This is a genomic window from Vibrio sp. bablab_jr001 (assembly GCF_016464285.1).
In the GTDB taxonomy this organism is placed as follows: Bacteria; Pseudomonadota; Gammaproteobacteria; order Enterobacterales; family Vibrionaceae; genus Vibrio; species Vibrio fluvialis.
Genome location: NZ_JACDWZ010000072.1, coordinates 145124 through 164480, shown reverse-complemented (window position 1 = coordinate 164480; position 19357 = coordinate 145124). Strand labels below are relative to the sequence as shown.

17 protein-coding genes are annotated in these 19357 nt (G+C 52.5%); 7 read left to right on the top strand and 10 right to left on the bottom strand.

Translation table 11 applies throughout. The features are described from left to right. Window position 1: 1 nt before the first annotated feature. On the bottom strand, window positions 2-571 hold the full coding sequence (kefG, locus tag JIG40_RS11350) for a glutathione-regulated potassium-efflux system ancillary protein KefG (protein WP_158142557.1): 570 nt from the start codon (window positions 569-571) through the stop codon (window positions 2-4). A 136-nt stretch (window positions 572-707) separates the two neighbouring features. On the opposite strand from kefG, the gene JIG40_RS11345 reads away from it, so the two are divergent. From JIG40_RS11345 to crp, 6 genes are all read left to right on the top strand, one after another. After that, entirely contained in the window at window positions 708-2630 is a 1923-nt protein-coding gene (locus tag JIG40_RS11345; RefSeq protein WP_199465359.1) for an ABC transporter ATP-binding protein, read from the top strand. Beyond that, window positions 2627-3100 (top strand): TIGR02444 family protein, encoded by a 474-nt coding sequence (locus tag JIG40_RS11340; RefSeq protein WP_020429267.1) that lies wholly within the window; start codon window positions 2627-2629, stop codon window positions 3098-3100. The genes JIG40_RS11345 and JIG40_RS11340 overlap by 4 nt, the downstream gene beginning before the upstream one ends. Window positions 3101-3212: 112 nt before the next feature. Next, entirely contained in the window at window positions 3213-4190 is a 978-nt protein-coding gene (locus JIG40_RS11335; protein ID WP_020329462.1) for a hydrolase, read from the top strand. 91 nt (window positions 4191-4281) lie between these two features. Beyond that, the gene (locus JIG40_RS11330; protein WP_020329461.1) at window positions 4282-4491 is read left to right on the top strand and encodes a YheU family protein; all 210 of its coding nucleotides are present in this window, start codon (window positions 4282-4284) and stop codon (window positions 4489-4491) included. Between the two features lie 94 nt (window positions 4492-4585). Continuing rightward, window positions 4586-5455 carry a phosphoribulokinase gene (locus tag JIG40_RS11325; protein ID WP_004728583.1) on the top strand — a complete coding sequence of 290 codons (870 nt, stop codon included), beginning with the start codon at window positions 4586-4588 and terminating at the stop codon, window positions 5453-5455. A gap of 241 nt (window positions 5456-5696) precedes the next feature. After that, window positions 5697-6329, top strand: coding sequence for a cAMP-activated global transcriptional regulator CRP (gene crp, locus JIG40_RS11320; protein WP_004728582.1), 633 nt, complete (start codon window positions 5697-5699; stop codon window positions 6327-6329). Window positions 6330-6448: 119 nt separating this feature from the next. On the opposite strand, the gene JIG40_RS11315 is transcribed toward crp, so the two are convergent. The 5 genes from JIG40_RS11315 to JIG40_RS11295 form a co-directional block, all read right to left on the bottom strand. Continuing rightward, complete coding sequence (locus JIG40_RS11315) at window positions 6449-7243, bottom strand: DUF1338 domain-containing protein (protein WP_199465358.1); 795 nt, start codon at window positions 7241-7243, stop codon at window positions 6449-6451. 185 nt (window positions 7244-7428) lie between these two features. Then, window positions 7429-8886 (bottom strand): succinylglutamate-semialdehyde dehydrogenase, encoded by a 1458-nt coding sequence (astD, locus tag JIG40_RS11310; protein ID WP_024374086.1) that lies wholly within the window; start codon window positions 8884-8886, stop codon window positions 7429-7431. Window positions 8887-8919: 33 nt separating this feature from the next. Continuing rightward, the gene (gene astA / locus JIG40_RS11305; protein WP_020329458.1) at window positions 8920-9939 is read right to left on the bottom strand and encodes an arginine N-succinyltransferase; all 1020 of its coding nucleotides are present in this window, start codon (window positions 9937-9939) and stop codon (window positions 8920-8922) included. Between the two features lie 99 nt (window positions 9940-10038). Next, window positions 10039-11250, bottom strand: a complete 1212-nt coding sequence (locus JIG40_RS11300) for an aspartate aminotransferase family protein (RefSeq protein ID WP_020329456.1) — start codon at window positions 11248-11250, stop codon at window positions 10039-10041. 432 nt (window positions 11251-11682) lie between these two features. Next, window positions 11683-12261 (bottom strand): aminodeoxychorismate/anthranilate synthase component II, encoded by a 579-nt coding sequence (locus JIG40_RS11295; RefSeq protein WP_055451933.1) that lies wholly within the window; start codon window positions 12259-12261, stop codon window positions 11683-11685. Window positions 12262-12438: 177 nt separating this feature from the next. Here JIG40_RS11295 and JIG40_RS11290 point away from each other — a divergent pair, with 177 nt between their 5' ends. Next, complete coding sequence (locus JIG40_RS11290; RefSeq protein ID WP_199465357.1) at window positions 12439-13710, top strand: FAD/NAD(P)-binding oxidoreductase; 1272 nt, start codon at window positions 12439-12441, stop codon at window positions 13708-13710. A gap of 76 nt (window positions 13711-13786) precedes the next feature. Here the strand turns inward: JIG40_RS11290 and JIG40_RS11285 are convergent, their stop codons facing one another. The 4 genes from JIG40_RS11285 to rpe all read right to left on the bottom strand — a co-directional run bounded on the left by JIG40_RS11285 (window position 13787) and on the right by rpe (window position 19274). Beyond that, a complete protein-coding gene (locus JIG40_RS11285; RefSeq protein ID WP_199465356.1) occupies window positions 13787-16405 on the bottom strand; it encodes an ExeM/NucH family extracellular endonuclease in 2619 nt (872 codons plus the stop codon). Between the two features lie 308 nt (window positions 16406-16713). After that, on the bottom strand, window positions 16714-17730 hold the full coding sequence (gene trpS, locus JIG40_RS11280; protein ID WP_004728575.1) for a tryptophan--tRNA ligase: 1017 nt from the start codon (window positions 17728-17730) through the stop codon (window positions 16714-16716). Between the two features lie 154 nt (window positions 17731-17884). Then, window positions 17885-18565 carry a phosphoglycolate phosphatase gene (locus tag JIG40_RS11275; protein WP_020429281.1) on the bottom strand — a complete coding sequence of 227 codons (681 nt, stop codon included), beginning with the start codon at window positions 18563-18565 and terminating at the stop codon, window positions 17885-17887. A 37-nt stretch (window positions 18566-18602) separates the two neighbouring features. Then, window positions 18603-19274, bottom strand: coding sequence for a ribulose-phosphate 3-epimerase (gene rpe / locus JIG40_RS11270; RefSeq protein ID WP_020329451.1), 672 nt, complete (start codon window positions 19272-19274; stop codon window positions 18603-18605). Window positions 19275-19357 lie beyond the last annotated feature (83 nt).

The following is a 19357-nucleotide window of genomic DNA, read 5'->3' as shown; positions in this document are numbered from 1 at the left end:
GTTACTGTCCTCCTCCGTTGAATGGGTCTTGCAGCCACTGATAATATTCTTCCGCGTGCTGATAACGTTCTACTTCGCTGACGTTGCGCGCCCAGTACAACACCAACGGTTCCACCCACTGCATGCAGCACAGTGCTGCGGTCAGTTCAAACGGCTGGAGAATTTCGCCGATGGTATAGCGGTTGTAGCCCTCTTTGGTGAATGCATCCCGATGACCACCGGTGGTCACCACGCTGCGCCACACTTTGTCTTTCATCGCGCTTTCATTGCCGAACGCAAAGCCTTTGCCGAGCACGCGGTCAATCCATTCTTTCAACAGTGCCGGGCAGGAATACATGTACAGCGGATGCTGGAACACAATGACGTCATACTGCAGCACACGCTGGTGCTCGGTATTCACATCAATGAAGAAGTCAGGATAAGTGGCATAAAGATCGAGGATAGTGACGTGTTCCAGTGTGGCGATCTTTTTGATCATCACCTGATTGGCAACCGAATGATCCGGCTCAGGGTGTGCGTACACCACCAGAACTCTGGGCTTATTGGATGTGAACGTTTCAGCGTTTGTCATTCCTTGACCACACTCCGTTTTGTTAACAATAAGTGACTTAGCATCATAACCCAATTTGCATAATGATCGACATTTATCCTTATTCCCCCTACTATTCCGGGCGAAAAAGTTTAAGGCCAAGACAGACGATATTTTTATGATTACCTTCTCTGACATTCAGTTACTGCGCGGTGGAAAACCACTGCTCGATCAGGCTTCGGCCACCATTCAGCCCGGCGACAAAGTCGGCCTGGTCGGGAAGAACGGCTGCGGTAAATCCACGCTGTTCGCACTGCTGAAAGATGAACTGAGCATTGATGCCGGTTCGTTCAGTAAACCGGCGCAATGGGAACTGGCCTGGGTGGCACAGGAAACTCCGGCACTGGATCGCAGCGCACTGGAATACGTCATTGACGGCGATCGTGAATACCGTGATTTAGAACGCCAGTTGGCCCAAGCCGAGCTGGCGGATAACGGCAACAAAGTGGCCGAACTGCACGGCCACATTGAAACCATCGGTGGTTACAGCATTCGCGCCCGCGCTTCCGAGCTGCTTGATGGTCTGGGCTTTTCTCAGGAACAGATGAGCTGGAGCCTGACTCAGTTCTCCGGTGGTTGGCGTATGCGCCTCAACCTGGCTCAGGCGCTGATTTGCCGCTCAGACCTGCTTCTGCTCGACGAACCGACCAACCACTTGGATTTGGATGCCGTCATGTGGTTGGAACGCTGGTTACAAAGCTATCCGGGCACGCTGATCCTGATCTCGCACGACCGCGATTTTCTTGATCCGATCGTCGGCCGCATCATTCATATCGAAAACGAAAAGCTCAACGAGTACACCGGTAACTACTCATCGTTTGAAACTCAGCGCGCGCAGAAGATGCTGCAACAACAAGCCATGTTCCAGAAGCAACAAAAGCAGATGGCACACATGCAAAGTTACATCGACCGCTTCCGTTACAAAGCATCTAAAGCCCGCCAGGCGCAGAGCCGTATTAAGGCTCTGGAGCGGATGGAGAAAGTGCTGCCGGCGCAATTTGATAACCCGTTCAGCTTTGAGTTTCGCGAGCCATCGGCGCTGCCAAACCCCATTCTGATGATGGATGAAGTCAGCGCAGGCTACGGCGATCATCTGATTCTGGAAAAAATTCGCCTCAATCTGGTCCCGGGCAGCCGCATCGGTCTGCTGGGTCGCAACGGCGCCGGTAAATCCACGCTGATCAAACTGCTGTCGGGTGAACTGAAACAGCAAGGCGGTGACCTGACCTATTCGCAGGGCGTGAAGATCGGTTACTTTGCCCAGCATCAACTGGAAACACTGCATCCGGAAGAAACGCCGCTGCAACACATGATGCAGATTGCCCCGGACAAGAACGAGCTGGAACTGCGTAACTATCTGGGCAGCTTCGGTTTCCACGGCGACAAAGCACTGGATAAAGTCGGCCCGTTTTCCGGCGGTGAAAAAGCGCGTTTAGTCTTAGCGCTGATCGTGTGGCAAAAACCCAACCTGTTATTGCTCGACGAACCGACCAACCACCTGGATCTCGACATGCGACAGGCGCTGACGTTTGCACTGCAAAGCTTTGAAGGTGCAATGGTGATCGTCAGCCACGACCGCTACCTGCTGCGCGCCACGACCGACGACCTGTACTTAGTGCATGACCACCAGGTTGCGCCGTTTGATGGTGACCTGACGGACTACTACAAGTGGCTGACCGATCAACAAAAAGCCGAACGCAAAGAGACACAGTCGCAAGCTCCGGCGAAAGACAACACCAACAGCGCCGCGGCGAAGAAAGAGCAGAAACGCCGTGAAGCCGATTTTCGCAAACAAACCGCACCAATTCGCAAAAAGCTGACACAGCTGGAAACGAAAATGGATAAGTTGAATGCCATCGTCGCCGAGGCTGAGGAACAATTGTCCGATTCCTCACTGTATGATGCGGAAAATAAAGCTAAACTTACTCAAGTACTCGCTACTCAAGCCAGTGCCAAGTCCGAACTCGAAGAAATCGAAATGGACTGGATGGCAGAGCAGGAAGTCTTGGAAGAGATGGAACAGGAGTTCAACAGTCAATGAGCCAAGAGCACGTCAGAATCCCTCTAACGCTGGAAAGATTATGGCAATTTAGTTTGCAGTATTACAGCGTGCGCGAGGTGAAAGAGGCGTGCTTAAGCCTGCAGAACAACTTCAACGGCAACGTCAATCTGCTGCTGCTGCTCAAGTACCTCGACGAGCAGCAGGTGACGCCGCAGGAACACGACTGGCAACAGGTGGTTGACTGTCTCAGCCGCTCCGAAACACTGATCCACAGCTATCGCGACATGCGCCGCAAGATGAAAGCGCATCTGCCGGATACGCTCTACCGAGAAGCGCTGCAATTTGAACTGCAACTCGAAAAACAGCAGCAATCGGATTTGGTCGACTGCATTAACCGACTGGCGCTGGAAAACAGCCACGGTGAAGCCCTGACACTGCGTTACTGCCGCCAACTCGGCGCAGAGCATCTGGGCACCGTGTTTATGAAGCCAGTACCACCATCCTTCTGATCCCGCCTGTTTTGGGCAGCGCTTCATAAAAAACCACCACGACTCGCCGAATACGCCAATCTGGGGTAACTTGGGTATATACTCATTAAATCACTTTGTATTGGTTTGAATTATGACCCAGTTTGTTGCCGCAACCGGCCTGAAAAACCCGCATCTGCAAACGCTGTTTCCGCGTTTTATTCGAAAGAAAGCACTGTTTGAACCGGTGTGGCAGACGCTGGACACTCCGGACGGCGACTTTCTCGATCTCGCTTGGAGCGAAGACCCACACCACGCTAACGCGCAAAACAAACCGCTGTTTGTGCTGTTTCACGGTTTAGAAGGCTGCTTCTACAGCCCTTATGCTAATGGCCTGATGCACGCGTTTGCCCGCGACGGCTGGCTGTCCGTGATGATGCATTTTCGCGGCTGCAGCGGCAAACCGAATCATCTGGCTCGTGCTTACCACTCCGGAGAAGTGCAGGATGCGCGCTTTGTGCTGGAAACCCTGCGCGAACAATTTCCTGAGCAGACCATGATTGCGGTCGGCATTTCGCTCGGCGGCAATATGCTGGTCAACTATCTGGCCGAGTTCAATGCCGATCCCATCGTCAGCGCAGCGACCGTGGTCTCGGCGCCGCTCGATCTCGCTGCCTGTTCCGAGCGCATCGAACGCGGCTTTTCCAAGCTCTACCGCACTTACCTGTTGTCGTCGCTCAAACACAATGCGCTGCAAAAGCATCACCTGCTCAAGGGCGAACTGGGCTTGTCCTATCACAGCATCAAACGCGTAACCCGTTTGCAGGAGTTTGATGATCTGATCACCGCGCCGCTGCACGGTTTCAAGGACGCGCAGGATTACTACCAGCGCTGCTCGGGGATCAACAAGCTGAAAGACATTCGCGTGCCCACGCAAATCATCCATGCCAAAGACGATCCGTTCATGACCGATGCGGTGATCCCGAAATTTGTCCTGCCGGAAAACATCGATTACCGTCTGTTTGATCAGGGCGGCCATGTCGGCTTTCTCAGCGGGTCGCTGCTCAAGCCGCAATTCTGGCTCGAACAATCCCTGCCGGCTTACTACGCCAGTCTGCGCGATAAAACCTAGTGCGTTGCCAAGTTGCTGCGACCTGACGCTGGACCGCTGAGGCGTTATACTTGGCAGCATTCAACCACGAACATAAAAGCAAGAGGTATTTATGATCGTTCCGTGGCAGCAAATTGCGCCCGATACGCTCGACAGTCTGATTCGTGAATTCGTGCTGCGCGAAGGCACCGATTACGGTGAAGTCGAGATTTCTCTGCAAGATAAAGTCGATCAGGTTAAGGCTCTGTTGCAATCCGGAGAAGCCGTGATCGTCTATTCAGAATTGCATGAAACCGTTGATATAAAAGTCAATCATCGCTAACGAGTGACAACAGCAAAGTTTTACGTGCTATAGTGATTCGGCTTGGGCTGTACTGATACAGCCCTGTTTTAAGGACTCAGAGACAAGGTTTGTCATGTCAGCGAAACACCCAATTATTGCCGTCACCGGTTCGTCGGGCGCCGGCACAACCACGACCTCAGAAGCGTTCCGTAAGATGTTCAATATGATGGACATCAAGCCCGCTTGGGTGGAAGGCGACAGCTTCCACCGCTTTACCCGTCCGGAAATGGACGTCGAGATTCGCAAGGCGCGCGAGCAAGGCCGCCACATCAGCTATTTTGGTCCGCAAGCCAACGACTTTACCGCGCTGGAAGACTTTTTCCGCCAGTTTGGGAAATCCGGCACCGGCCAGGTCAGACGCTATCTGCATTCGTTTGACGAAGCTGTGCCCTACAATCAGATGCCGGGCACCTTTACCCCATGGCAACAACTGCCGGAAAACTCCGATGTACTGTTCTACGAAGGACTGCACGGCGGCGTGGTGGATGGCGAAGTGAACGTCGCGCAGCACGTCGATTTTCTGATTGGCATGGTGCCGATTGTGAACTTGGAATGGATTCAAAAATACGTACGTGACACGCGCGATCGCGGCCATTCCCGGGAAGCGGTGATGGACTCCATCGTGCGTTCGATGGACGATTACCTCAACTACATTACGCCGCAGTTCTCGCGCACCCACATTAACTTTCAGCGTGTGCCGACCGTCGATACCTCCAACCCGCTCAACGCGAAAGGCATCCCCAGTCTGGATGAAAGTTTTGTCGTCATTCGCCTGCGTGGGATTAAAAACGTCGACTACCCTTACCTGCTGGCGATGATTGATGGTTCGTTCATGTCGCGTCACAACACCATCGTGGTGCCGGGCGGGAAAATGGGATTTGCGATGGAGCTGATCGTCAGGCCGCTCCTGCAACAATTGATAGAATCAGGGAAAATTGGCTAGTCAACGCCCTACTGTGTCGATTACTTTTCATACCGTGATCATGTGCACAGTTTTGCGTAGATTATCCCCTGTCCTACACGATTAAAATCAAGAAATCGTTTTGGAAAAAGGATACTATTCCATACCGAAACACAAGATAACTTGCAGCAATAAGAAAGTCCTCTTATTCTAGTGAATCCAAATAAGGCTTCGCTAAAATATGGATAGCAGCAAGCGTACCCTGCAGAGGAAGTGAGATATTATGGTTCTAGGTAAACCTCAAACCGACCCGACACTAGAGTGGTTTCTTTCACATTGTCACATTCATAAGTACCCTTCAAAAAGCACGCTAATTCACGCGGGCGAAAAAGCAGAGACTTTGTACTACATCGTTAAAGGTTCTGTTGCGGTACTGATCAAAGATGAAGAAGGTAAGGAGATGATTCTGTCTTACCTGAACCAAGGTGACTTCATCGGTGAGCTTGGCTTGTTTGAAGAAGGTCAGGAGCGTACTGCCTGGGTTCGTGCAAAATCTCCTTGTGAAGTCGCGGAAATTTCATTCAAGAAATTCCGTCAGCTGATTCAGGTTAACCCGGACATCCTAATGCGCCTGTCTGGCCAGATGGCTCGCCGTCTGCAAGTGACTAGCCAAAAAGTGGGTGACCTGGCGTTCCTAGACGTAACTGGTCGCATCGCGCAGACCCTACTGAACCTGGCGAAACAACCAGACGCCATGACCCACCCAGACGGTATGCAAATCAAGATCACTCGTCAGGAAATCGGTCAAATCGTTGGTTGTTCTCGTGAAACCGTTGGCCGCATCCTGAAGATGCTGGAAGAGCAGAACCTGATTTCTGCACACGGTAAGACTATCGTGGTATACGGTACTCGTTAATCGTCACCGAGACAGAATAAGAAAAGCCACCTTGCGGTGGCTTTTTTATTTGCTTGTGGCCAGGAGAGAGGAAGATTGTCCGCCACTGGACTACAGACAACCCAAAGCCACTCGCGAAATTACTTGCTGTCGGTACTTTCGAAAATCTTGTCTGCAGAAGCGGCCACAAAGCCGGTGTAGAGTTCACCGTTAGCCATTGGGTAGCGCTTGGCAAACTCATAAAAGCCGCCCGGAATGATTTCTGTGCCTTCAATGAAGGTCACCGGCACTTTGTCTGCCATCGTTGATGACTGCTCCAGCAGCACCTCTGGTGAGCCTTTCACTTCGCCGCCAGATTCGTTGATGGTAAAGCCTGCGCTGCGCAGATGATCGTTCACCTGTTTCACTTCATCCAACGCATTCAGCTGGTTAACGCTCACCGTAAAATGGTTGGCACCATAACCGTGTGCTGCCAGCCAAGAGGCGTATTCGCTCTCTTTCGCCAGTTGCAGATAATCGGCATAGCTCAGATCCCACAGACGGCCACCGTAGAGGAAAGCATCGCCTTCCAGCTTCGTGGCATCAACTTGCGCCACCAGCTTAGCAACAATCGCTTGTAGCTCTGGTGAACACTCTTCCACTTTCAATTCACTGATGAACACTTTGGGTTGCAGCGGATCCGGATGCTCGAAATGTTTCGCTACCAGTTTTTTGCTTTCAAACACGTAATCACCGCACGGCTTGTAGCCCAGCGCCAGAAACGGTTTCGCCAACGTATCAATCCCCAGCGGTGCCACGTTAAACGTACGCAGGGCGATGTGATCGTTGATCAGCGCTTCGTCTTCCTGAAGCAACTGGTGTACTTTGTCGGCCGACGGGCAAAGACGTCGAATATAGTCATTCCATAGGGATTCAAAGAGAACTGCTGGCGTCATAACGCCTCCTTGTCTGCGCTGCTCTGCAAGCAACCTGGGTTATTGGATTCTGTTGCCCAAGTGACCACTCACTACTTGGGGCTAATATGAATATTTATTGTTGTAATAGTAAAAAGTGGCTACCCGGTCCGAAGCCCGAGAAGGACCGGGTAGCCTTCAGCCTGTGACGTTAGCTAAATCATCAATTACAGTTCGATACCCGGACTCAGCGTGGCTGGCAGTTCGGTTGCCGAACCTTCCATCGACGCCATCGGGTAGGCACAGTAGTCCGCCGCGTAGAACGCGCTTGGACGCAGGTTACCCGACGCACCCGGACCACCGAATGGCGCATCGCCACTCGCGCCCGTCAGCTGACGGTTGCGGTTCACAATGCCGGCGCGAATGTGGTCAACAAAGTATTCCCATTCGCTGTCATCGGTGGTGACCAGGCCAGCCGACAGGCCAAACTGGGTGTCATTGGCCAGTTCAACCGCCTGAGCCAACGTTTCGTAACGCACCACTTGCAGCAGCGGGCCGAAGTACTCTTCGTCCGGCAGCTCGGCAATCGGGGTCACATCGATAATACCCGGAGTCACAAACGCCGCTTCCAGACCGCGCGCTTCAACCAGAATTTCGCCGCCTAAAGATTGCAGGTTTGCCTGCGCTTTGAGAATAAAGTCCGCGGCCGCTTTGGATATTTGTGGCCCCATAAACGGTGCGGGTTCAGCAAATGGCTGGTCGATGCGCAGTTTCTGAGTCGCTTCAACCAGACGCGTGATCAGCGCATCGCCCTTATCGCCGTGTGGTACGTACAAACGACGTGCACAGGTGCAACGCTGACCGGCACTGATGAAGGCCGATTGAATGATGGTATAAACGGTGGAATCCAGGTCGCCGTAGTGATCAGAGATCACCATCGGGTTGTTGCCGCCCATTTCCAGCGCCAGCATTTTACCTGGCTGACCCGCAAACTGACGGTGCAGCAGGTGCCCCGTGTTGGCACTGCCGGTAAACAGCAAACCATCGATACCTTTCGACTGCGCCAGCGCAATCCCGGTCTCTTTACCGCCTTGTACCAGGTTCAGCACGCCCTTAGGCAGACCCGCTTCTTCCCACAGTTTCATCGCGACTTCACCCGTCCAAGGTGTTTGTTCAGACGGTTTGAATACCACGGTGTTACCCGCCAGCAGCGCTGGCACGATGTGGCCGTTTGGCAGGTGGCCCGGGAAGTTGTACGGCCCAAAGACCGCCATCACGCCCAGCGGACGATGACGCAGCACGATTTGGTTGCCCGCCGCTTCACGCACGGTTTCACCGGTACGGTCGTGGTAAGCACGAATCGAGATCGCAATCTTGCCAGCCATCGCAGCGGCTTCCGTGCGGGTTTCCCAAATCGGTTTACCGGTTTCTTTAGCAATCACTTCAGCGATCGCTTCAGCGTTGGCTTTGACCTTTTCAGCAAACGCCAGCACTACTTTTTCGCGTTCCGCGAATGGCAGTTTCTTCCACTCAACAAACGCAGAGCGCGCAGCTTTTACGGCATCTTCAACCTGAGCTGGCGTGGCACTGTCGCCCTGCCAGACGATTTCGTTGTTGTATGGGCTCAAAGAGGTGAAGTGTTCACCCTGACCAGCCACCCATTGACCGGCAATCCACTGAGTCATTGTCTTATCCTTCAATTCGTTACTGTGCTCTGACTATTGAGCAAGGATGCGCAGGAAGTCACCATTGTCGACTTGCAGCGCTTCAGCCACTTTAGGCGCAATAATCACGGTTCCACGCTCACGGTTATAGGCTGCTTTCGCCGCCGTCGCGCGGAAATGTTCAAAAGAGGTATTACACATCAGGAAATCCTGCGAGCTGGAGTGCTCGGCGATTTCCACTTTGGCACGCACGGAATCACGTACCGATTCGATATTGCGCAGGTCACATTCTACTGACGGGCCCGCATCAAAAATGTCCACATAGTTGCGGCAGGTGAAGCCTTCTTTTTCCAGCAGCGCCAGCGCCGGACGGGTTTTCTCATGCACCTGACCAATCACTGCCTGCGCTTCTTTGCTCAGCAGGTTGATGTAAATCGGCAGTTTCGGCATCAGATCGGCAATGAAGCCTTTCTTGCCAATACCTGTCAGGTAATCCGCCATGGTGAAGTCGATTGAGAAAAAGTGTTCCTGCAACCATTTCCAGAACGGTGAGTTACCCTGTTCATCAGAGACACCGCGCATTTCAGCGAAGATGGTTTTAGAGAAACGATGCGGATGTTCCGCCATCATCAGGAAACGACATTTCGACATCAGACGCCCGTTCAGGCCTTCACGGAACGGAGCGCGCAGAAACAGCGTGCAGATTTCCGAACAACCGGTGTAGTTGTTACCAAACGTCAGCAGCTTAACCACATTGTTGACGCCCAGTTTTGGCGACGCGTGCACGATGGTGCTGATGTGGTAAGAGTAAAACGGAATATCCCAGCCCACGGAAGCTTCAACGCCTGTGGTCCCCGCGACTTCCCCCGTTTCGGAATCAAAGCCAACCATCAGGTAGCCTTCATCGCCCGGCTGGTTCACGTCGGGTTTGGTAAAGCTGTATTCGGAATGTTTAATGCGATTGGTTAACAGTTCTTCGTTAACCGGCAATGAGGTGAATCCATGACCCGATTCCACTGCGCAGGTGTGCAGCGCCTCGTAGTCTGAAATTGCAATAGGGCGAACAACTAGCATCAATACTCCCTCCAGATGCAAACAGGTCTGAATGCCTCGACCTGATAACGTCGCCATACCGCCCCCATCCCATGGGTTTGGTATGGCGTACGGGCTCGCTTAAACTAGGGTAGCAATTGCTTTGTCTAGTCGTGCTAAGCCTTCTTCGATTTCTTCTTTAGTAATAATCAATGATGGGGTCATACGAACAACGTTCGCACCGGCCACCAACAGCATCAGACCTTGTTTACCTGATGCGACCAACACGTCACGCGCACGGCCTTGCCACTCGTCGTTCAGCGCCGCACCTAACAGCAGGCCCTGACCGCGAACTTCTTTGAACAGGTTGTACTTCGCGTTGATCTTTTGCAGACCTTCACGGAACAGCGCTTCACGCTCTTTGACGCCAGCCAACGTTTCTGGCTTGCTCACCACATCCACGACGGCTTCTGCAACCGCACATGCCAGCGGGTTACCGCCGTAGGTCGAACCGTGCACGCCCACTTTCATGTGCTCTGCCAGTTTCGATGTGGTCAGCATCGCGCCGATTGGGAAACCGCCGCCCAGTGATTTGGCAGTACTCAGAATGTCCGGTGTCACACCGATACCTTGGTAAGCGTAGAAGTGACCGGTACGACCGTTACCCGTTTGCACTTCATCGAAAATCAGCAGCGCATTGTGTTTGTCACACAGCTCACGCACAGCCTGAACAAATTCTGGTGTTGGCGACACAATACCGCCTTCGCCTTGCAGAGGTTCCATCATGACAGCACAAGTGCGGTCAGAGATGTGTGCCTGCAGCGCTTCCACATCGTTGTATGGCAGATGCGTCACATCACCTGGTTTTGGACCAAAACCGTCCGAGTAAGCCGCTTGACCACCCACAGTCACGGTGAAGAATGTACGGCCGTGGAAACCTTGTTTAAATGCAATGATTTCAGACTTTTCAGGGCCATAAACGTCCGCAGCGTAACGACGTGCCAGTTTCAGTGCCGCTTCGTTTGCTTCGGCGCCCGAGTTAGCAAAGAACACTTTTTCCGCAAAGCTGATTTCAGTCAGCTTCTTCGCCAGACGCAGTGCTGGTTCGTTTGTCATAACGTTGCTCAGATGCCAAAGCTTGTTGCCCTGCTCTGTCAACGCGTTCACCATTGCTGGATGACAATGACCTAAACAGCTCACCGCGATACCGCCGGCAAAATCGATGTACTCGTTGCCCTGCTGATCCCACACACGTGAGCCCTGTCCCTTAACCGGGATGAATTCCATCGGGTTGTAACAAGGCACCATTACCTCATCAAACAAACCGCGTTCTACTTTAATTTCCACTGTCATTGCACATTCCTTCTCGATACCGCATGCCTGGCAGAAAGGCAGTCCTTTCACAAAATCCCGACGTTGAGATTTTGTTTTGCATATAAGCCGATGCAGCATTGTATTTACAAATTATTAACCAATTCAATAGTGATTTATTCTTTCAGCCAGCCGATTCAGCTCACAATCTTCACCACTCGTGATTATTTATGCACCAAGTAAACGCTTTTATGAAGTACTTTTTCATTATGGGTAAAAAAAGCCGTGCCACACCACGGTCAGATCAGGCGTAGCAAGGGATCGGCAGGATCTGCGGCGAATAAATTTTCAATGTAGAAAAAAAGAAATTTAGATGACGAAAATGTTAAGAATAGTGATCGTGATCAGGAAAAATCGCGCAGGCGCCCACGACCACGATTCGGCGGCAGAGTACGGTTTTACTGGGATGAGGGATTATCGGCGCAGGAAATTGGCCAGCAGTTCATGGCCTTGCTCGGTTTTGATCGATTCCGGATGGAACTGCACTGCATCAATAGGCAGAGTTTTATGCTGGTAGCCCATGATCTCGTCCGGAGTGCCATCCGGCAGCTCCGTCCAAGCCGTCAACTCAAAACAGTCCGGTAAGGTGCCGTTTTTCACCACCAGCGAATGGTAGCGCGTGACGGTGAGCGGATTATTGAGTCCGGCGAACACACTGCGCCCGGTATGACGCACCGGAGAAGTCTTTCCGTGCATCACCTGACGGGCACGCACCACTTCACCACCGAACACCTGCGCAATCGCCTGATGGCCGAGGCACACCCCCAGAATCGGCAGCCGGCCGGCAAAATGCTCAATCGCCGCCAGTGAAATACCGGCTTCATTCGGCGTACACGGCCCCGGTGAAATCACCAGATGGCTTGGCGCCAGCGCTTCAATTTGCTCCAGCGTGATTTCATCGTTACGCACCACTTTCACCGTCGCACCCAACTCGCAAAAGTACTGGTAGAGGTTGTAAGTGAATGAGTCGTAATTATCGATAATCAGAAGCATAACGTCGCCAGCGTGAGACAAGAATCCCTCGCATTCTACAAATCAGCGCGCCAGATTCAATCAATAAAGCAGATTTCATCACGTTTCTCTCATCTTCGACTTAAGAATAATGGCACGGCCATTTTCATTAGCTACTATTAATTTAGTTATTGCTAATTAATAGTAAGGAAGAACGAGATGAAGAGGACCATCGTTATCGGCGCCGGGTTAGGCGGCATGTCTGCCTGCTACGAACTACGACAAAAACTGCCTGCTGACCATGAAGTCATGTTGATCAACGAAGGCTCTGAATTTCACTTTATTCCGTCCAATCCCTGGGTCGCATTGGGCGAACGGACCAAAGAGCAGGTGATTCTCGAACTGAGCCCCTACGTAGACAAATTCGGCATTCCCTTCAACACGTCCGGGGTCACCGCCATCGACGCCCAAGCGAACTCACTGAGTACTGGCGATGGTCAGCAGTATCGCTACGACTACCTTGTCATTTGCAGCGGTCCGAAACTGGCATTTGAAGCGGTACCGGGGTCAGGGCCAGAGAACGGCTACACTCAATCGATCTGCACGGTTGATCACGCGGTGAAAGCTTACCACGCTCTGCAGCAACTGGTCGACAATCCGGGACCGGTCATCGTTGGCGCCATGCAGGGTGCAAGCTGTTTTGGCCCCGCCTACGAGTATATTCTGTCGCTCGAAAGCCATCTGCGTAAACTCAAAGTCCGCGATAAAGTGCCCATGACGTTTGTCACCAGCGAGCCCTATATCGGCCACATGGGCCTGGGTGGCGTGGGCGACTCCAAAGCGCTGATGGAACATGAATTCCGTGAACGCGGTATCAAATGGATTTGCAATGCTCGCGTCACTCAATTTGAAGCAGACGTGGCACACATTGAAGAGCTCAATCGCAAAGCCGAAGTCGATTTCGAACATGCACTGCCCTTCAGCATGGCGATGTTCCTGCCTCCGTTTAAAGGCTCAGCGGCGATTGCGGCCGTACCTGACCTGTGTAACCCGAAAGGTTTTGTCATGACTAATGAATACCAGCGCAGCCCGGTGTACGACAATATTTTTGCCGCTGGCGTGTGTGTGGCTATTCCGCCTCTGGAGCAAACTCCCGTGCCGGTGGGTGCTCCCAAAACGGGTTTTATGATTGAATCGATGACCACGGCCATTGTGGAGAATATTCTCAGCTTGGAGCGCGGTGAAGCGATGCACACCAAGCCGACACTCAATGCGGTGTGTCTGGCAGATATGGGCGATAAAGGGGCAGCTTTTGTCGCATTGCCACAAAATCCTCCGCGCAACACGAACTGGACGGGGATGGGGCAATGGGTGCATTTGGCCAAAATTGCGTTTGAGAAATACTTTCTCTACAAAGTGAAGAAAGGCACCAGCGAGCCGATTTATGAGAAATACATAATGAAAGCAGCCGGCATTGAGCGCACCAAATAGCCGTTAGTGCTTACCTGCCCCGGCAGCAGACACAAAAAAGGGGAGCATGATGCTCCCCCTCAGTTTGTCACTCGACTTAAGCCGATTTACGACGCCACCAACCTAAACCCAGTAGCAACCCCAACCCTGCCACGCTGAATGAGCCGCCGTAGATATTGAGCTCAACCACGGCTGGATCATGGTCAGAAGCGCGGAAATGGTCCGCATATTTCGGCAGATCGCCTTTGTATTCATCGTTGTAGTCAAACAGCGTCGATTCACCGCCGTTGATGTGCCAGTCAATGGCATCGACGACACGCAGCTTCAGACTGTCGCTGACCAACAGATGATCGAGCGCGCCCACTTCGTCGTTGTACGAGTAGCTCCAGTTGTTGTCTTTGTGCGCCAGTTCCATCGCACTCAGGTAACCGAAACCTTGCGTGATCACCGCGCCGTCATCGCCAAACTGGGGTTGTTCACCAATCACGGTATTGCGCGCTGCCTTAATGACTTTGCCGTATTTCTCTGGCGTGTAGTCAGTCAGAACCAGCATCGGATCTTCCTTACCGTACGAGTTCATGTCGCCAAGAATCACTTTGTGACCGTCGATTTTCGCCAACGCTTCACCCAGTGCCACCGCTCCGGCAACACGGAAGTTCTCACACGAACCCTGCAGATCGGCATCCGCGCCGCCCTGCCCGCCTTCACTGACTGGCGCCGCATCTTCCCAGCAAGCTGAACCTTTGGATTTAAGGTGGTTGACTGCAACGGTGATGGTCTCGTTCCCGCCTTTGACTTTAAAGGTCGGCGCCAGCGTATCACGCTGGTAGTTCTTACCATCTTCAATCACTTTGCCTTCCTCATTCAGCACTTCAGGTGCTTGCTGACTCGGCATTGGGATCACTCGGCTTTGCAGCAGCTTGACCACTTTGTCGCGATAAATTACGCCTGTGGTGATCGCGTCGCTGCCAACCGAATCTTTTTCATCGGTCTGACCATCCTGATTCGAATCCACAGCTACAAACTGGTAGCGTTTTTTCTTGTCATCGATACGTTCGTTGAGCTGATCGACCAGTTGGCGAATCGCCGCACCATCACCAAAACCGTTGTTCTCAATTTCCATCAAGCCGACGATGTCCGCATCCAGACGCAAAATCGCATTGACGATCTTCGCCTGCTGCATCGAGAACTCAGTAAAGTTGCTGGCACCGCGGTTATCACCGTGCTGATTCGCGTCACCACCATAAGGGGAATTGAAGTAGTTGAGGACGTTAAACGACGCGATGCGCAAATCCCCTTCGTACATCTTCGGTTTTGCGGTACGCGGATCGTTGTGGACCAGATTGTCCTGGCTGATGGTGTTGGTCACCACCAGACGGTATTCGCCGTAGCTGTAGGTCACCACGCCTTCCACATCGAACAGCGTATCATCCACACGAATGTAGTCTTCCGTTGAGCCATCCTGATCGATATCGCTGCGGCCAAATTGCGGGTAGTAAGGGATCTGACCATCACCCGCTTTGGCATCCGATTCGACAAACAGTCGGCGCTGAGCGTTGTCGAGGCTCTGTTGCTGAGCCTGTTCGGAACCTGCCGGGAACAACTGGTTCGGCTGCATGTTCACACGCCCTTGGGCGAGCACCATATTGTTGCGGCGCGCATCGTAATCGTAACCAAAGGTGCGGGTGACACGCATATCCAGCGCTTTAGGCAGCGTCACCAACATGCCTTCGTAGCGTTCCATGGTTTGGGCAAAGTGCTCGTCGCTGCCCAAAATGGTGACCTCGTGTGCGGTTGGTGCGGCTTGTTGGGACAATTTTTCCCACTGATTGTTCTCCACTTTCAGTTGGGTCAGATTATAGTACTCCTGCACTTTACCGCGGGTACACACGACATCCCCCGGCTGAAGATCGCTCGACGACTGACCGGTAAACACAAACAGCCCTTCTGAAGTCAACGGATTGTTGTCATCGTCCAACGCTTGCAGATAGAACCCTTTGGTCAGGCCGCCCGTCACCGCACTGACCACCCCTTTCACCGTGTATTCGTCGTCGGTGATGTACGGATAGCCGTTGATAAACGGTGACGTATCGCCCTCGCCCTGAATATCCTGAATAGAGGTAAAGGTTGGCTCGTTGCCATCCTGATTACAGGTGAACGCCTCAGGCAGCTCTGTATCAAGCGAACCCAAACCGTCGATGACATTGGCATCCCACACCATCCACTGCTGTGGCTGATACACCGCCGATGGCGTCAGCGCATCAGCTTGGCGCACCAGAGTGCGGTCTTTAGCGAAATCGGCGCCGCCCATGTCGCCAATGACATCATGCACGGAACCATCACTGTTAAGCAGCGCCACCGGGTCGTTGCCGTTAAAATTGATCACGCTGTTGTTGCTGATATCGGTGACCGCCTGAATGTCACTGTTGGCGCCGGAGTTAGACAGCACCAACACATCGTGTGCGGCGATCACTCGGCCGCTCAGCGGCAGGGTTTTATCCCAGCTGCCACTGCCGTTGGTCGACATTGCCAGCGAGTAGCCATCCAGACTGACCGACGCGTCGCCCGTGTTGGCGATCTCGATCGCTTTGTTGTAACTGCTGCCCTCAACGTATTGCGACAGCACAATCTCCGCGCGCGCTGGCGCACTGAGTCCCGCAGCAATGGCCAGCGCCAGTGCCGAAAAAGAAACTGAAAAAGTGGGTTGGGTATGCATGATTAGCCTCGTCATCCCTACGATGTAATCTAGGTATGAAGTTAAGTGCGATGTGTCACATTCATCACTGCAACACGGTTAAAAACATCAACCAGTGTTGTGCTTTTGACTGCAAACACAAACCATTCACTATGCATATCGAGACATATCTCGCATTCTTATGACCAATGTTTGAACCGAACGCAAAGTTTCAACAGTTAACGTAAAAACTTAAATGAATGTTAGATTAAACATTGATTACAAAGAGATTTCTTCAAGGCATAAAAAAGCCCCGGACAATGCCGGGGCTTTTTACATTCAGAGAACGTTTACGGGCGAGCCACAAAACCAACGGCATCAAACACTTTCTTCAGGGTTTGCAGTGCACGCGCTGAGGCTTTCTCTGCGCCATCACGCATCACACTGTCGAGGTACGCGCGATCTGCACGCACGCGGTGGTATTCAGCTTGAACCGGTTCTAACATCGCCACCAGCGCTTCACCGACGTCTTTCTTAAACGGACCGTACATTTCCACGCCCGCGTATTGCGCTTCAATTTCGGCAAACGTTTTACCGGTAGCCGCTGCGTACAGCCCCATCAGGTTCGAGATGCCTGCCTTCGCTTCTACATCGTGTGCGATGCGTGGCGGCGTATCTGTGTCTGTCTGGGCTTTGTTGATCTTTTTAATGATCGACTTCGGATCTTCCAGCAACGTGATCACGTTCTTGCGGTTGTCATCCGACTTCGACATTTTCTTGGTCGCATCTTGCAGGCTCATCACGCGTGCATTCACGGTCGGAATGTACGGCTCCGGCACTTCAAAGATTGGCGTTTCAGGACTGTAGATGTTGTTGAAACGGGTGGCGATATCGCGCGCCAACTCCAAGTGCTGCTTCTGGTCGCTGCCTACAGGCACTTGGTGCGCGCCGTACAACAGAATATCCGCAGCCATCAGAACCGGGTAGTCAAACAGACCGGCGTTTACATCGTTCGCGTAACGCGCAGACTTGTCCTTAAACTGAGTCATGCGGCTCAGTTCGCCCATTTGTGTGTAACAGTTAAGAACCCAACCCAATTGAGCATGCTCTGGTACATGTGACTGAACAAATAGCGTGCTCTTTTTCGGATCAACACCAACGGCCAGACAGATTGCCAATGCATCCAGTGTTGCTTCATGCAGCGCTTTCGGATCCTGACGAACCGTGATCGCATGCAAATCCACTACACAGTAGTGACAATCATAGTCGTCTTGCATCTGTTGCCATTGACGTAGAGCACCCAAGTAGTTACCGATACTTAGTTCACCTGACGGTTGAACACCACTCAATACGATGGGTTTGCTCATGAGTATGATTTCCTTGTTACTTAATATGAGATAAGACAGAACAAATCTGTGAAAAAGGCGCGCCCAGACCACTCTGAGCGCGCTTTTATTTGAAAAACATCAAACCAGCAGTGTACTCATTAACGAGTATTTTGCCAGCGAAGATTGCGGTCTTTTACGCAGAAACGAGCACAACATCGAGCAATTGCGCAATGTTATCCGCCACCACATCCGGCTCAGACACAGCGATTGGCTCACCGTGGTTGTAACCGTAAGTCAGACCGAACGACGCACAGCCGGCATTTTTCGCCGCCAGAATGTCGTTCTTGGAATCACCGACCATCAGCATTTCGCTGGCGCTCAGCTGGTGTTTGTCCAGCAGCCAGTTCAGTGCCATCGGATCCGGCTTCTTGTTCGGGAAGGTATCGCCGCCAATCACGTCACTGAAGTAGCCATCAATACCATGCTGAGCCAGCACGTGCGGCACAAACTTCGACGGTTTATTGGTCACCAGCGCCAGAGTGAAACCCGCGCGGTGCAGCTGCGCCAGCGTCTCTTTAACATTGGCGTAAAGGTGGCTCAGCTTGTGGCCAGTCTGTTCATAGAAATCATCAAACAGCACGCGCGCTTTGCTGCGCACTTCGTCGCTCAGTGACGGGTCAATCGTCAGGCTCTGGCTCAGAGAGCGGGCAATCAGCACATCGGCACCATTACCGACATAATCACGCACCTGCAGTTCAGTCACGCCAGGGAATCCCATCGCGCGCACCGCTTGATCGGCGGCAACCGCCAAGTCTGGCACGCTGTCGAGTAACGTGCCGTCGAGATCAAAAGCGATCAACTTAATTTGGTTCAAAACAATCTTCCTAAGGCTTTCTAATTGTAATCGGTTGTTATTCTACGCGAGCCAGCTCTGCACGCATCGCGTCCACGACCGCTTTGTAATCTGGCTGACCGAAAATCGCTGAACCAGCCACGAACATATCCGCACCGGCAGCCGCGATTTCGCGAATGTTGTCCACTTTCACACCGCCGTCGATTTCCAGACGAATATCACGGCCGCTGTCATCAATCAGTTTGCGCACCGCACGCAGTTTATCCAGCGTATGCGGAATGAATGACTGACCGCCAAAACCCGGGTTGACCGACATCAGCAGAATCATATCCACTTTGTCCATGATGTAATCCAGATGGCTGAGTGACGTTGCCGGGTTAAGCACTACGCCCGCTTTACAGCCGTGCTCTTTGATCAGTTGTAGTGTACGGTCAACGTGCTCAGACGCTTCAACATGGAAGGTGATCATCGAAGCGCCGGCTTTAGCGAAATCAGGAATGATGCGATCGACCGGTTTAACCATCAGGTGAACGTCAATCGGTGCGGTAATGCCATAATCACGCAGCGCTTTACAAATGGGCGCGCCAAACGTCAGGTTAGGTACGTAGTGGTTGTCCATCACGTCAAAGTGGACCACGTCGGCACCCGCCGCCAGGACTTTTTCGACGTCTTCCCCGAGACGGGCAAAATCTGCAGAGAGAATGGATGGAGCAATGAGAAAATCTTTCATACCTGACCTCTTAGGCGATGGAATGCAGTGAACAGTTTATGTTCGACATTCTACCTAAGGGAGCGGAGAGATCCTAGCGCCAA

Excerpts from the sequence above, each read along its gene's own strand:
- kefG (WP_158142557.1), bottom strand. The coding sequence starts at position 571 with ATGACAAACGCTGAAACGTTCACATCCAATAAGCCCAGAGTTCTGGTG.
- JIG40_RS11345 (WP_199465359.1), top strand. The coding sequence starts at position 708 with ATGATTACCTTCTCTGACATTCAGTTACTGCGCGGTGGAAAACCACTG.
- JIG40_RS11340 (WP_020429267.1), top strand. The coding sequence starts at position 2,627 with ATGAGCCAAGAGCACGTCAGAATCCCTCTAACGCTGGAAAGATTATGG.
- JIG40_RS11335 (WP_020329462.1), top strand. The coding sequence starts at position 3,213 with ATGACCCAGTTTGTTGCCGCAACCGGCCTGAAAAACCCGCATCTGCAA.
- JIG40_RS11330 (WP_020329461.1), top strand. The coding sequence starts at position 4,282 with ATGATCGTTCCGTGGCAGCAAATTGCGCCCGATACGCTCGACAGTCTG.
- JIG40_RS11325 (WP_004728583.1), top strand. The coding sequence starts at position 4,586 with ATGTCAGCGAAACACCCAATTATTGCCGTCACCGGTTCGTCGGGCGCC.
- crp (WP_004728582.1), top strand. The coding sequence starts at position 5,697 with ATGGTTCTAGGTAAACCTCAAACCGACCCGACACTAGAGTGGTTTCTT.
- JIG40_RS11315 (WP_199465358.1), bottom strand. The coding sequence starts at position 7,243 with ATGACGCCAGCAGTTCTCTTTGAATCCCTATGGAATGACTATATTCGA.
- astD (WP_024374086.1), bottom strand. The coding sequence starts at position 8,886 with ATGACTCAGTGGATTGCCGGTCAATGGGTGGCTGGTCAGGGTGAACAC.
- astA (WP_020329458.1), bottom strand. The coding sequence starts at position 9,939 with ATGCTAGTTGTTCGCCCTATTGCAATTTCAGACTACGAGGCGCTGCAC.
- JIG40_RS11300 (WP_020329456.1), bottom strand. The coding sequence starts at position 11,250 with ATGACAGTGGAAATTAAAGTAGAACGCGGTTTGTTTGATGAGGTAATG.
- JIG40_RS11295 (WP_055451933.1), bottom strand. The coding sequence starts at position 12,261 with ATGCTTCTGATTATCGATAATTACGACTCATTCACTTACAACCTCTAC.
- JIG40_RS11290 (WP_199465357.1), top strand. The coding sequence starts at position 12,439 with ATGAAGAGGACCATCGTTATCGGCGCCGGGTTAGGCGGCATGTCTGCC.
- JIG40_RS11285 (WP_199465356.1), bottom strand. The coding sequence starts at position 16,405 with ATGCATACCCAACCCACTTTTTCAGTTTCTTTTTCGGCACTGGCGCTG.
- trpS (WP_004728575.1), bottom strand. The coding sequence starts at position 17,730 with ATGAGCAAACCCATCGTATTGAGTGGTGTTCAACCGTCAGGTGAACTA.
- rpe (WP_020329451.1), bottom strand. The coding sequence starts at position 19,274 with ATGAAAGATTTTCTCATTGCTCCATCCATTCTCTCTGCAGATTTTGCC.